We start from the raw sequence: 12,360 nt of genomic DNA on the forward strand, positions 1-12,360 counted from the left end.
ACCCTGAAGCCGCAATGTCCTTTGGCAAGACCAGACCCAGCGGTGACGGCACCCAAGACGGAAAGGAGATCTTGGGCGCCGCCGAATGGCAATGGCGGATATTGGCGAATGCCATCGAAAGGGATTCGCACGCACATCCACGTTCCGGACTGAACTGAATGTATAGGCAGAAGCCGGACAGGAATATCCGCTTTGCGTAGACGATATCCAGAACGCGCATAGACGACGAAACCCCCGGGCGAAACGAACTGCCGACGCGTTAAGCTTTCATGACGTGCGTCACTTATTGAGAATGCCTGCTTTGGCTCTGACATGACGCCTGGATTTCTTCGGGATGGGCTTCTCCTCATTCCTGTCGCATACGAGCGGGAGCATGCACCATGGGCAAGAAAAGACTGATTATCGGTATCAGTGGCGCGTCGGGAGTGATCTACGGGATCCGGCTTCTGGAAATACTGCGTGAGGTTGAAGATATCGAGACCCACCTCGTCATTTCCCGCAGCGGGAAGCGGGCCATTGTCGACGAAACCGACTACACCGTGGATGCCGTGAGGAAACTTGCCGACGTCGTGTACCCCACCGACGATGTCGGTGCGGCAATATCCTCGGGATCATTCCGAACCATTGGCATGGTCGTGGTCCCGTGCACCATTCGATCACTCGCGGAGATAGCCTACGGAACCACCACGAGCCTGCTTACCCGGGCAGCCGACGTTGCCTTGAAAGAGCGCCGGAAGGTGGTCCTCATAACCCGCGAAACCCCCCTGCGCGGCGCCCATTTGGAGGCAATGGTCAGGGTCGATCGCGACGGAGGCATCATCATGCCGCCTGTTCCCGCCTACTACACCCGTCCGACGACCATTGCCGAGATCGTTGACCACACCGTCGGGCGAATCCTTGACCACTACGACATCGAAACCGACTTTGAACGCTGGGGAGAGTAATCATGAAATCACACAATGTCATCCACGATATGTCCCGGATCATCGAGGCACTTGACGCCGCAGGGCGCTTGGTCAGGGTGAAGTCCGAAGTTGACCCCGAGTTCGATCTGGCGGGTATCGCGGCCCGATACGAGGGCCAAGACCGTGCCGTCCTCTTCGAACGCGTGCGCGGAAGCGACATTCCGGTTCTCACCGGCCTCTACTGGTCGCGGGGACTGTTGGGCGGGCTGTTCGACATGCTTGAACAAGACTTGCCCTCATACGTGTCGGACATGATCTCAGGTTGGCAACGTGAGCCGGTGAATCCGGTGGTAGTACCCGAAGGCCCCGTCACCGAAGTGAGCATGACCGGCTCCGAGGTGAACCTTCACGATCTCCCGATCCCGGTGCACGCACTGGAGGACGGCGGTCCATACATCGACGCCGGCGTGGTAATTTCGCGCGATCCCGAGACCGGTGTACGAAACGCGTCCATCCAGCGCTTCATGGTGGCGGGCCCGAGGACCCTGCATGTGAACATCGACGCTGGCAGGCATCTCGGACTCTACTTGGACAAGGCCGCCGAGCGCGGGGAGTCGCTTCCCTTGACCATCAACATCGGCGTTGGCCCCGGCGTGCATTTCGCCGCCGCCACGCCGTCGGAGTCCGCGCCCGCCGACACCGACGAACTCGGGATTGCCTCCGCGTTCCACGGTTCGGCCCTGCGGCTGGTCGCCGGGCGCAACTCGGACGTCGAAATGGTGGCAGAAGCCATGATTTCCCTCGAGTGCGAAATCGTCCCCGGAGAACTCGCCGACGAAGGACCGTTTGCAGAAGTCACCGGCTACTACGCCGAGCGGGCCCCTCGGCCGGTGGTTCATGTCAAGGCCATCCACCGGCGGCGGGAAGCGGTTTTCCACACCATATTGTCCGGCCAAGAAGTGTTCAATTCCGTTGGTCTGCTTGGGGAATCGAACGTGCTGTCGTTGGTCAGCAAGCAGGTTCCGGGAATCAAGGATGTCGCCTTCACCCATGGTGGATGCGGTTTCTACCATGCGGTCCTACAAATGAGGCAGGTCCGGAAGGGCTGGTCCAAACAGGCGATCATGGCAACCTTTGCTGCCTTCCCGCCGCTGAAAATGGTGACGGTCGTCGATGACGACGTGGACATCCGCAACGCGTCGGATGTCGAATGGGCCATGGCGACCCGGCTGGACCCGGTAAACGGGGTGCTCACGATCCCCGCAGCATTCGGACACGGATTGAATCCTTCGTTCCCGAATTATGTGGGCGCGAAGATCGGTTTCGATGCAACGCGGACGTTCCCCCATGAAGCCCACCACGAGCGGGCTAAGTACAAGTCGGTGGACCTCGCGGACTTTGTCATCGAGACGGATTCGGTAACCGTATAAATGGACTGTCGCGACGTTGATGAGAGCTTCGCATTAGCCTCGCGACAGTCCTGTCCAGCCAACCATTCGTGAAAAGCCCGGGGTCGGGGACGATTGGCCGCTTCTCCACATCGGCGCTGCCGGCTGTCCGGAAAAGAGCGCAGCGGTTCTGCGGACCCATCCCTGCGAATTCGTCACCGCCGATCCTACCGAGCGGATTTGAGCTGTCGCGTAGCACTGAAAAACGACCGCTTGGTGCCGGCCCTTCGTTGTACGTCCGCCGGCCCCGCCCGCACGCGCTCCAGAGCGCCCCGGGGCTAAATGGTTCGCGTCGCGTCGAGGAAAGACCCACTCCGCCCGTAGTCCGGGGCACTCCGGCCACTGCCCAGGTTCCTGAGCAGTTCGATCAGCCTCTGGAGGCCTGCACGGCTGTGCAGGGTGCGTTCAAGTTCGGCGGCCGCCCGACGGTTGCCGGTCATCGCCCCGAGCTGTTCGAAGGCTTCCCGGGTGAAGCCGGACCAGGTAACCCAAACCGCCTCAAGTTGTTTGGCCGCCGGACTCCACTCGGCGATGGCGGTGACCGGAACCATGCCTTCGCGGAAGTCCAGATCAAGCCGCCTGCCCCGGGCAAAGATCGTTGTGGTCAAAATCTTCGTCGGTCATGACCGTCGCTCTGCGTGAAGCCACCACTGCGAAATCGACCCGCCCCGGAGTGATTCCAAGGCGGGCCGATTCAAACTATGACTAGATGATACGTCGTTGTCAGGGGCGATCATGCCGGTCAGTGCCCCTTGAAGGCCTCCGCGAGCCACCAGGAGCCCGAGTCGGAGGCGATCTTCGCGTCGATCACCAAGGGCTTGGACGGGTTGGAGGCCACCCAGTCCCCCACCGCGTCCAGGTCCGCGAGGGTCCGCACCGTGATCCCGTCGGCGCCGAAGCCGCGGCCGATGGCCGCGAAGTCGGTGTCGGGGAATTGCACGGAGCCCATATCGGCCTCCGGGTTGTCGATGGCGAAGTGGTGCACTTCGGCCCCGTAGGCGGCGTCGTTGTAGACGATGCACACCAGCGGCATGCCCAGCCGAACGGCCGTGTCCAGCTCGGCGATGGCCATGTGGAATCCGCCATCGCCGGTGCCCAGCACGGGCATGCGTCCGGGTTGTGCCAAACCCGCGCCGATGGCCGTGTACAGGCCCAGCCCTATGGACTGGAAGGCCTGCGTGAAGCAGAAGCCGAACTCGTCGGGCACCGAGAGGAACTGGCTGGGGTAGCCCATGAAGTTGCCCGAGTCGACGCTGACGATCCGCTCGGCCGGCAGCAGCTCGTCGAGCCGCTTGGTCAGCGTGCGCGGGTCAATGAGATGGCCGTCGGACAGGTCCCGGTAGTCGACCCGGTTCCAGTCGATCGATTCCTTGATACGCGCGGCGACGGCTGTGCTGCGGTAGCCCTCGCGGGCCTGCACGTTTCCGGCGACGAGCGCCTCGAGCACGTCCGCTGCGCACTCCGCGGAGTCCCCCACGATGCCCAGGTCGATCGGCCGGTTGGCACCCAACGCCTGCTCCTCGAGGTCGACCTGGACGACCCTGGTATCGGTGCCGATCAGGTGCCCGTGGCGCATGGTCCACATGTTCAACGCACAGCCGAACCCGATGATGAGATCCGCGTCGGTGATCAACTCGGCCGCGAGCGGAGACGAGAAGCCTCCGGAGATGCCAAGGTTGAACTTGTCATCGTTAAAAAGTCCCTTGGCCACGGCCGAGGTCGCCACCAGCGCGCCCGAGTGCTTCGCCAGGGCCAGGATCTCGTCCCTGGCCCCGCGCCCGCCGCGGCCGGCGACGAACACCGGGCGTCGGGCTCCGGCCAGCAGATCGGCCAGGGCCTGAACCGAGGCCCTCGAGGGGCGGATGGGTTCGGCCGGTGCGATGGACGCCGGTGCCGCGGCCTGCAGCTTGGCGACCTCCTGCGCCTGGACGTTCAGCGGCAGGTTCAACACCACCGTGCGGCGGTCGTTCACAGCGCGCCGGTAGGCCCGGATGGTGTCAGCCACTGCCGATTCGGCCGAGTGAACGCGCTCGGGCAACGCGTAGATGGAGGCGGCGAAGCCGTCCTGGTCCATCGCGAAGTTCGAGTACACGGCCGAGGGTGCGGCCTCGGCGGCGAGCACGATCATCGGGGTGCGGGACTTGGCCGCCTCGCCGATGCCGGTGGCCGCGTTGGTCAGCCCGCAGCCCTGGTGCACGGAGAGCAGGGCAACCTGGTCGCTGGCGCGCGAGTAGGCGTCGGCCATGGTCGCGGCCCCGCCCTCGTGCCGGGCCGCGGTGAACGGCACTCCATGCTCTATCAGGGTGTTGGTGACGGTGAAGTTCCCGGAGCCCACCACTCCAAAGCAGTGGCCAACGCCTAGTTCGGCCAGGGTCTTGCCGACGAGCTGCGCAACGTTCATGGTCAGTTCTTTCCGACCATGGCCAGCACGCGCGTTGGAGCGCCGGTGCCGCCGACGATCGGCAGCGGGGCCACCACGATCATGGCCCCGTGGGTGGGAAGCTTGTCAAGGTTCTTCAGCGAGGTGATGCCGTACTTGTCGGCGCCCAGCAGGAAGTAGTGCATCGGGAACGGCGGGTTCAGCGCCCCGGCGTTTCCGGCATCGATGCCCACGGTTTCCACCCCGATGCCGGAGATATCGAGCTCCTCGGCGATCCACTTCGCGCACTCGGCGGTGAATCCGGGGGTGTGGGATCCGTTCTCGTCCAAGTTCAGGAATGCCTGCTTGTCGTGTCCGTACTGGTCCCACCCGGTGCGGAAGAGCAACCAGGAGTTGGTGGGGAAGACGCCGTGCTCTTCCTGCCATGCGACCAGGTGCGCGATGTCGATCAGGAAGTCCGGGTCCGCGGCGGCCTCGGCGCTGAAGTCCAGGACCACCGCGGGGCCGACGAGGCGTGCGGGATCGAGCTGGGAGACGTCCTTGCCCTCGCGCCCGGAGATCCAGTGGATCGGGGCGTCGATGTGCGTGCCGATGTGCTCGCCGGTGTGGATGTTGTGGTGCTTCCAGAACGGGCCGGGCTCGTTGTAGGCGGAGACCTCTTCGATGCGGAAGTCGATCAGGTTCGAGAACGGCTCCGGCAGCACCAGCGTCGGGGTGTCTTCTGACAGCGGAGCGGTCAGGTCGTGGATCTCGACGGCACCCGTGGCCAGCGATGCAAGGACTTCTCGTACGGGACTCATGGCAACTCCAGTGTTGGTGGGGGTGGACGCTCTTGCACCCACCGGAAACTATTTATCGAAAAACAATGACGGTCGTCATATTTGATTGATTTGTCGCAAATCTACCAGTGCATCAGGACTAGTCAAAGGCCCTGTCCACAGTGCGGATCATCGACGCCGGGATTTCCCGGCGCTCCGGATGAGCCGCTGGGCAACCAGGTGGCCGGAACCGCCGCCCAGACCCGGACCCGGATGCGTCGCCGCCCCGATGTGCCAGAGGTTCCTGACCGGCGAGCGCCCCTTGCCCAGCCGCGGCAGCGGGCGCCACAGCAGGTTCTGGTGCAATTCGGCGGCTCCCCCGTACGGGTCGCCGGCCACGGCGTTCCTGTTCGCCCGGCTCAGCTGCTGCGGGTTGATGGCCTTGATGCCGAGCACCAGTTCGCCGAGGCCCGGGGCGTACTGCTCGATCTTCCCCAGCACCCGCCCGATGTATGCCTCGGTGAGGGCTTCGTCCCAGCCGGACCCGGTGTCCAGCTCCCCCGCGGCATCCCCGACGGGCTCGAACGGCAGTTCCTGCAACTGTAGCCAGAGCGTAGCCTGCCCTTCCGGCGCGCGCGAGGGATCGAGCACGCATTGCTGGCCCACCACGATGGTCGGGTTGGCCGGCAGCAGCCCCGCTTCTGCCTGGGCGCAGGCGATGGCCGATGAATCGGAGCCGGTGGAAATGTGAATCAACGGGGTTCGAGCCAAGCGATCATCGCTCCACGGCACGGGGCCGGAGAGCGCCATGTGTATCTGCATGGCAGCGCGGCCCGGCCTGTGGGCACGGGCTTCGGCACGGGTTGCTTCCGGCACGGCGGCGGGTTCCAGCAGATCGTTGTACAGCTGCGGCACCGAGACTGAGGCGAGGACCCCCTTGCGGGCGGTGAAGATCTCGGTGGCGGTGCGCACTGCCGTCGCGCGCCCGCCCGTCACAACAATGTCCTGCGCGCGGGTGCCATTGCGGATCACCACGCCGTGGTCGGTGAGAAGCGATTCGAAGGCCGCAACGAATTGCCCGGCTCCGCCCTGGACGACAGGCAGGCCGAATTGGTGCATGCTTGCAGCCATGACCGGGAGCATGACCCCGCCGCTTGCCTGCTCAGGGCCGAGCCCTGCATGCAGCAGCCAGGGCGCCCAAAGCTGGTCGGCCTCGGTCCCGGTGAATGTGCTGCGGGTTAGGCTGCGCCCGCTCATCAGTCCCTGGCGCCCCAGCTGCTGGGCCTTGTCCAGTCCCAGGCGCATCGTCTTGAAGCCGAGTTTCGCGGCGTTTGGCAGGTTCATCTCGCTGCCCAACGCACCGAAGATGACCGGGGCTTGTTTCCCGAAGTCTTCCAGCATGCGGGCGTATGCCGCGCGATCCTCGGCGTGTTCGAAGGCTTCGGCCGTCGCGCCGGGGTCACGTTGCGCGTAAACGGCCGTTGTGTTCCCCCTGACATCGGTGCCGATGCTCGCACACACCCAGGGCGTGTTGGCGTCCTCGGTGTTGCAATAGCGCAGGCCCCGATCGTGCAATTCCTTGCCCAGCTCGGCGTAGGCGCCCCCGGAGACGAACAACGGATGCCAAGAGGAAAACGTGTCGTGGATGAACCCCGGGACGGTCAGCTCCCCGGAGTCGATGAACCCGCCGAGCCGCTCGTGTTCCTCTAGCAGCACCACCGACGCCCCGCTGCGCGCCAGTTCGGCTGCGGCCACCAGGGAGTTGATGCCCGAGCCAATGACGACGTAGTCGGTTTCCATGTGTTTCTCTTTCGCGTAGGTACTGGCTGCAGGGTGCTTAGCTGAAGTCCGGGTGCAGGGCGGTTCGGTGGTAGGCCCCGGCGTGGAAGACCAGCGGGTCCCCTTCGATCCGGGAGTACTTTTCCACCTCGCCCACGTAGATCACGTGGTCGCCGGCATCGTGCCTGGCCACGGTCCGGCACTGGAAGGTGGCGACGGCACCCTCCAGCAGCGGCACCCCGGCAATCCCCTCGGAGCAATCCACTCCGGCGAATTTGTCCTCGGCTGGGGTGGCGAACTGGCGCGAAAGCACATGCTGGGAGGATTCGAGCACGTTGATGGCAAAGTGCGTGGACGCTTCGAAGTCGTCCAGCGACGGGGCGAACTTGCTGGGGCACCAGAGCACCATCGGCGGATCCATCGATACGGAGGTGAAGGAGTTGGCGGTCATGCCCACTTTCGTCCCCTGCGGTGTGCGTGTGGTCACCACCGTGACACCCGTGGCGAACTGGCCCAGCGTGGAGCGGAAGTCGCGCAGGTCAAACGCCGCACCCTCCTCGGCCACCGCGCGTTCCATGAACGCCGCGGCCTCCTCGGGTTCGAACCACCAGGGGAAGAGCGTGCGCGGATCGTCGAACCCGTTGGCCAACGCGGTGGCCAAGGATTCGTGGTTCTGGGCCGCCGCGAGCACCTCCAGCTGCCAGGGCTTGCGTTCGCGCAACATGGAGTTGGTCCACACCGTGGAGAACTGGCCCCAGCCGCGCCAGAACTCGTCGAAGGTGCGCAGCATCCACTCGGAGTCGAAGCCGCCTTCCCCGCGCGCATCGATGGCCCGGGCGTAGTGGTCCGCAGCCAGCGTCGCATTGTTTGAGCCCTGGCCGGTGAGCGGGTCGTTGAGTATGATCGCATCCCCGATACCCATGACAACCCGTCCCCCGGGCAGCATGCCCACCGCGGAGCGGACAACTGGGGTGATGCGGCCACGCAGCACGGCACCGGGGTCGTTGAGAACCGAGCCGGCAAAGCGCGGGTACTCGCGCGGGAAGTGTTTGCGCAGTATTTCCAGCGACATCGCCAGGTGTTCCTCGGCGGTGTTGACCGAGTCCCAGCAGTCCATCGGGCCTCCGGGAATGCCCTCGAAGACCATCATCTGGCACGGTCCCTTGGTGCCCAGCCCGGGGAAGGTGAAGAACTCGCCGACCCCGGACACGATGTTCATCCTGATGGCTGACGCATCTGGTTCCTCCCCCGGGCCGTGCGCGGGCTTCACGTAGGTAACGGCCACTGCACGCTGCGGACGGTCGAAGGGCGACTTCGCCCTGTCCGTGGCAAAGACCTGCCCCAGTTCACCCTTTCCGGTGCCCACCACGACCAGGTCGAAGAGCCCCGCGAGCTCCTCGAGCCTGCGCACCGAAAGCTTCTCGATGCGGAAGTCTCCCCCACGGCCGATGAACGTCTCGATCCAGTGCGCGCATTTGACCCGCTGGTCCACCGAAAGCGCCGGGCGCTCAAGCATGCCTTGCCAGTCGATTTCGTCCCGCCCCTCTCCGCCTGCAATGCTCATGTGAACCCCGATGATGCCCATGTCCGAGGTGTTCGCACCGGGGATTTCCAGCGGCTGCTGGATCCTCAGGGAGGACGAGAATACGCATTGGCTGGAGGTGATCGACCCGGTGCGGATCTGTTGGGCCGAACGGTCGGAGAAGAGGGTGACGCTGTGGCCCGATCGTTGCAGGGCGAGGGCTAGCTGGGCACCGGATTCTCCGGCCCCGACGATGGCGATGGTACGCATTGAAAACTCCAGTGGTGTGGGGAATGTGGGGGCGGCGGTGCTAGTGCACCGTGTCGAAGGAGTCCAGGTATTCGTTTGCTGCTTCCTCGCTCATGAACCACGCGGCGAAGTCCGGCGGGTAGTCGAAGCCGTTGGCGAAGCGCTTGGCGATGTCCGGGTTGCTCTGGGCGGTGCCCAGCAGCTGAAGGGCGTGGGTGGCTGGCGGGGCCAGCATGGTGCTAGTCCAAGCCGCGACGTGCTGCGCGTACTCCCAGTAGCCCTCGAAAAGGCCCTGCTTGAACCCGTCGTCATAGGGGCGATCGCCGTGTTCGAGGATTCCCTTGAGGTAGGCGGCCGCGCACTTGGCCGCATTGTTGGAGCCCTGCCCGGTGATTGGGTCGTTGAGCACCACCACGTCGGCCATGCCCAGCACCGTCTTTCCGGAGGGAAGGGTTGCCAGCGGGTGCCGGACGGTAGGGGGGAAGCGTCCCTGCAGCACCCCGTTGGGATCCGTGAGCGTCACGTCGGTGCAGCGCTCGGCTTCCCACGGCAGGTAGGTGCGCAGGATGCGCAGTGAGTTTTCCAGGTGCTCCTCCGGGGTCAAGCCCCTCCAGGAGTCCATGTCGGATCCGGGCAGGCCCTCGAACACCATGATCTCGCAGGGGCCGGTGACGGTCAGTGCCGGGAAGACGAAGTATTCACCGACGCCCGGGATGAGGTTGAAGTTCACCGCGGAGAATTCCTCGCGCGGCTTCATGCCGTTCACGTATGTCAGGGCCAGTGCCCTCTGCGGTGCCGCATAATGACTGCGCTCGGCATCGCGTTCGAAGAGGCCGGCGATCTCGCCCTTGCCCGCGGCGACCAGCACCAGATCGCTTTGCTCGGCGTAGCGCTCCAGGTCCTCGACGCCTGCCTCCTCGAACACCAGGGTGCCGCCGCGTGCCTCGAAGACCTCCATGAACGCGGGGAACTTGACCCGTTGGTCGATCGACCGGGCCGGGGCGTCCAGTCGGTGCGCCCAGCTGATGGCTTTGACGCCGGGGGCCTCCGGGGGCGCCACGGTGAAGGCGATGCCCTCGACCGCCGGGGCGTCGGGCCACAGGTCCAGACCCAGCTCGCGTTCGTGTCCCAGCGCCTGATCGAACATGCACTGGCTGGAGGCGATGGAGCCGGTTCGGATCTGTTCGGGGGTGCGGTTTGAGATGAGCGTGACGTCGTAACCGGCGTCCAGCAGACCGATGCCCAGCTGGAGGCCCGACTGTCCGGCGCCGACAATGGTGATGGTGCGTGGGGTCATGATCCTGTTTCCTTGTTCTCGCTGCTGATGATGTGGGAGTGGGAGGTGTTGCGAAGGGAAACTAGTTGGCGGCCAGCAGCGGAATGGCTGGCTCGTTGCGTTCGGGACCCATGGCCGAGTAGCCGCCGTCCACGGCCCAGTCGGCACCGGTGACAAAGGAGGTTTGGTCCGAGAGCAGGAACGCGACCACGTCACCGACCTCCCCCGGACGCCCGACCCTGCCCAGCAGGTGGAAAGGCGCCGCCACGGAGTCGGTCTTGGCCAGGTCTCCGCCGGAGAGCGTGTCCATGATCTTGGACCAGGTCCAGCCCGGGCTGACCGAGTTCACCCGGATGCCGTCGGCAGCGAGGTCTGCAGCCATGGACCGAGTGACCTGCACCAATGTTGCCTTGCTGGCAGGGTAGAGCCAACGGCCGGTCTGCGAGACGCCGGAGGAGATCGAGGTGAAATTGACAATCGAACCGTGCCCGGAGGCGGCGAGCAACGGGCGGACCAGCTTTGCCAGCATCACGGCAGAGACGACGTTGATGTTCAGGGCCGTGAGCCAGTCGCTTCGGTTCGATTCGATGCCCTCATCCAGGTAGCTGCAGGCCAGGTTGACCAGGCCGTCAAGGCGGCCGTGGCGGGACTCGATGCCGGCGACCAATGATTCGAGGGCGGCGTCGTCGGCGATGTCCACGGCATGGAATTCGACGTCCGGGTGGCGTTCCAGCAGTTCGGCACCGCCCATCTCGTCGATGTCAACGACAATGACGCGGGCTCCTACCTCGATGAGCGAACCTGCCACCCCGGCACCGACCTTGGTGGCTCCGCCAGTGAGCAGTACGACGCGATCCTGAAGTGATTTCATGGTTTTCCTTCCCTGCAAGCTTCACGTGACCCATGTCATAATGGGTGACCTGCATAGAACTTACGCGTCGAAGCCGAGCCACCACTAGCCACTTCACGCACGTAACATCCGATCCACGCATCTCTCGCCAGGGCGACCAAGGAGTATTCAGCATGCTGAGTCCGCAGCACACCATGCCATCATCCGGTCGCGTGCTCGACGCCTTGCCGACGCTAAGAACCAGCGACCCTTACGAAGCCCGGCAACGGATCAGTGAACTTTTTTGCGCGCACACCCTGCAGCCGCTTTCGGGGCGCGGAAACGTGAAGCTGAACCTACGTTCATCGGGCGCCGGATTCGGCGTGCACCTGCTGGACTACGGGACGGCGGTGCGCATCAGCCCCGACGCATTGAAGACCTTCTATATGGTCCAGGTGCCGCTGTCCGGCAGCGCCCAATTGCGCAGCTCGGGCTCCACCGTCGAATCGACACCCAATCTGGCCTCGATCCCGCCGATAGACAGCGACTTTTCGATGACATGGCAGGCGGGAACGCCGCAGCTGATCGTCACCGCCCCGCGCAAGCTGCTCAACGACGCGGCGTCGACGCTCTACGGGGCCACGCTCGAGGGTCCCCTGAAGCTGGCCAACAGCCTGAATACTGCGACACCGGAGGGCCGGTCGTTTATGCGGGCCGTTTTCGAATACCACGACATGGTCAACAACGGAGGCGCAGCGCCCGTTGGCTACGTCAAGCGGCTGCACGAGGAAGTCGTGCTGGCCCGTTGGCTCATGGCCGTGAAATCGAACTATTCGACGGCGCTTGACCAATGGGACACACCCTCCGAGGATGCCAAGAACTCGTCGCTGGTTTGTTCGTTTTCGGACCTGCTGGACGTCCACAGCAGCGAGGACCTGAACGTCGGCGACCTTGCCGAGGCGCTCGGGGTCTCGATCCGCACGCTTCAAGTCGCGCTGGCCAAGGAGCTGGGCTCCACCCCGTCCCAGATGCTGCGCGAGGCGCGCCTGCGCCGCGCCCATGCAATGCTCAGCGAAGCGGACCCGGGCGTCGACAGCGTGACAAGCATTGCCGAACGATGCGGATTCGGACACCTGGGTCGCTTCGCACAGGCCTACAGGCAGCACTTCGGCATGGCGCCCTCTGAGACGTTGCGAGGGGAAAGGACGCAGTAA

General features: G+C 64.6%; 10 protein-coding genes. 3 read left to right on the forward strand and 7 right to left on the reverse strand.

The window, feature by feature from the left end; all coding sequences use genetic code 11:
* The first annotated feature begins 380 nt into the window (after positions 1 to 380).
* Positions 381 to 944 (forward strand): UbiX family flavin prenyltransferase, encoded by a 564-nt coding sequence (locus ACLQ7E_RS01830; protein WP_411730833.1) that lies wholly within the window; start codon positions 381 to 383, stop codon positions 942 to 944.
* A gap of 2 nt (positions 945 to 946) precedes the next feature.
* A complete protein-coding gene (locus ACLQ7E_RS01835) occupies positions 947 to 2,335 on the forward strand; it encodes a UbiD family decarboxylase (protein ID WP_411730834.1) in 1,389 nt (462 codons plus the stop codon).
* 296 nt (positions 2,336 to 2,631) lie between these two features.
* Here the strand turns inward: ACLQ7E_RS01835 and ACLQ7E_RS01840 are convergent, their stop codons facing one another.
* The 7 genes from ACLQ7E_RS01840 to ACLQ7E_RS01870 form a co-directional block, all read right to left on the reverse strand.
* Positions 2,632 to 2,961: a hypothetical protein gene (locus ACLQ7E_RS01840; protein ID WP_411730835.1), complete on the reverse strand. Its 330-nt coding sequence runs from the start codon at positions 2,959 to 2,961 to the stop codon at positions 2,632 to 2,634.
* A gap of 134 nt (positions 2,962 to 3,095) precedes the next feature.
* The gene (locus ACLQ7E_RS01845; protein ID WP_411730836.1) at positions 3,096 to 4,754 is read right to left on the reverse strand and encodes a thiamine pyrophosphate-binding protein; all 1,659 of its coding nucleotides are present in this window, start codon (positions 4,752 to 4,754) and stop codon (positions 3,096 to 3,098) included.
* A 2-nt stretch (positions 4,755 to 4,756) separates the two neighbouring features.
* Positions 4,757 to 5,533: a cyclase family protein gene (locus ACLQ7E_RS01850; protein ID WP_411730837.1), complete on the reverse strand. Its 777-nt coding sequence runs from the start codon at positions 5,531 to 5,533 to the stop codon at positions 4,757 to 4,759.
* 147 nt (positions 5,534 to 5,680) lie between these two features.
* Positions 5,681 to 7,291: a phytoene desaturase family protein gene (locus ACLQ7E_RS01855; protein ID WP_411730838.1), complete on the reverse strand. Its 1,611-nt coding sequence runs from the start codon at positions 7,289 to 7,291 to the stop codon at positions 5,681 to 5,683.
* Between the two features lie 37 nt (positions 7,292 to 7,328).
* Entirely contained in the window at positions 7,329 to 9,062 is a 1,734-nt protein-coding gene (locus ACLQ7E_RS01860; RefSeq protein WP_411730839.1) for a flavin reductase, read from the reverse strand.
* Positions 9,063 to 9,102: 40 nt separating this feature from the next.
* Positions 9,103 to 10,338, reverse strand: a complete 1,236-nt coding sequence (locus ACLQ7E_RS01865; RefSeq protein WP_411730840.1) for a styrene monooxygenase/indole monooxygenase family protein — start codon at positions 10,336 to 10,338, stop codon at positions 9,103 to 9,105.
* Positions 10,339 to 10,399: 61 nt separating this feature from the next.
* Entirely contained in the window at positions 10,400 to 11,188 is a 789-nt protein-coding gene (locus ACLQ7E_RS01870; RefSeq protein ID WP_411730841.1) for an SDR family oxidoreductase, read from the reverse strand.
* Between the two features lie 152 nt (positions 11,189 to 11,340).
* On the opposite strand from ACLQ7E_RS01870, the gene ACLQ7E_RS01875 reads away from it, so the two are divergent.
* Positions 11,341 to 12,360 carry an AraC family transcriptional regulator gene (locus ACLQ7E_RS01875; RefSeq protein ID WP_411730842.1) on the forward strand — a complete coding sequence of 340 codons (1,020 nt, stop codon included), beginning with the start codon at positions 11,341 to 11,343 and terminating at the stop codon, positions 12,358 to 12,360.

It is taken from the genome of Paeniglutamicibacter sp. (genome assembly GCF_046714615.1).
In the GTDB taxonomy this organism is placed as follows: Bacteria; Actinomycetota; Actinomycetes; order Actinomycetales; family Micrococcaceae; genus Paeniglutamicibacter.

Coding starts and splice junctions, on each gene's coding strand:
- ACLQ7E_RS01865 (WP_411730840.1), bottom strand. CDS start 10,338: ATGACCCCACGCACCATCACCATTGTCGGCGCCGGACAGTCGGGCCTC.
- ACLQ7E_RS01830 (WP_411730833.1), top strand. CDS start 381: ATGGGCAAGAAAAGACTGATTATCGGTATCAGTGGCGCGTCGGGAGTG.
- ACLQ7E_RS01850 (WP_411730837.1), bottom strand. CDS start 5,533: ATGAGTCCCGTACGAGAAGTCCTTGCATCGCTGGCCACGGGTGCCGTC.
- ACLQ7E_RS01875 (WP_411730842.1), top strand. CDS start 11,341: ATGCTGAGTCCGCAGCACACCATGCCATCATCCGGTCGCGTGCTCGAC.
- ACLQ7E_RS01860 (WP_411730839.1), bottom strand. CDS start 9,062: ATGCGTACCATCGCCATCGTCGGGGCCGGAGAATCCGGTGCCCAGCTA.
- ACLQ7E_RS01845 (WP_411730836.1), bottom strand. CDS start 4,754: ATGAACGTTGCGCAGCTCGTCGGCAAGACCCTGGCCGAACTAGGCGTT.
- ACLQ7E_RS01870 (WP_411730841.1), bottom strand. CDS start 11,188: ATGAAATCACTTCAGGATCGCGTCGTACTGCTCACTGGCGGAGCCACC.
- ACLQ7E_RS01835 (WP_411730834.1), top strand. CDS start 947: ATGAAATCACACAATGTCATCCACGATATGTCCCGGATCATCGAGGCA.
- ACLQ7E_RS01855 (WP_411730838.1), bottom strand. CDS start 7,291: ATGGAAACCGACTACGTCGTCATTGGCTCGGGCATCAACTCCCTGGTG.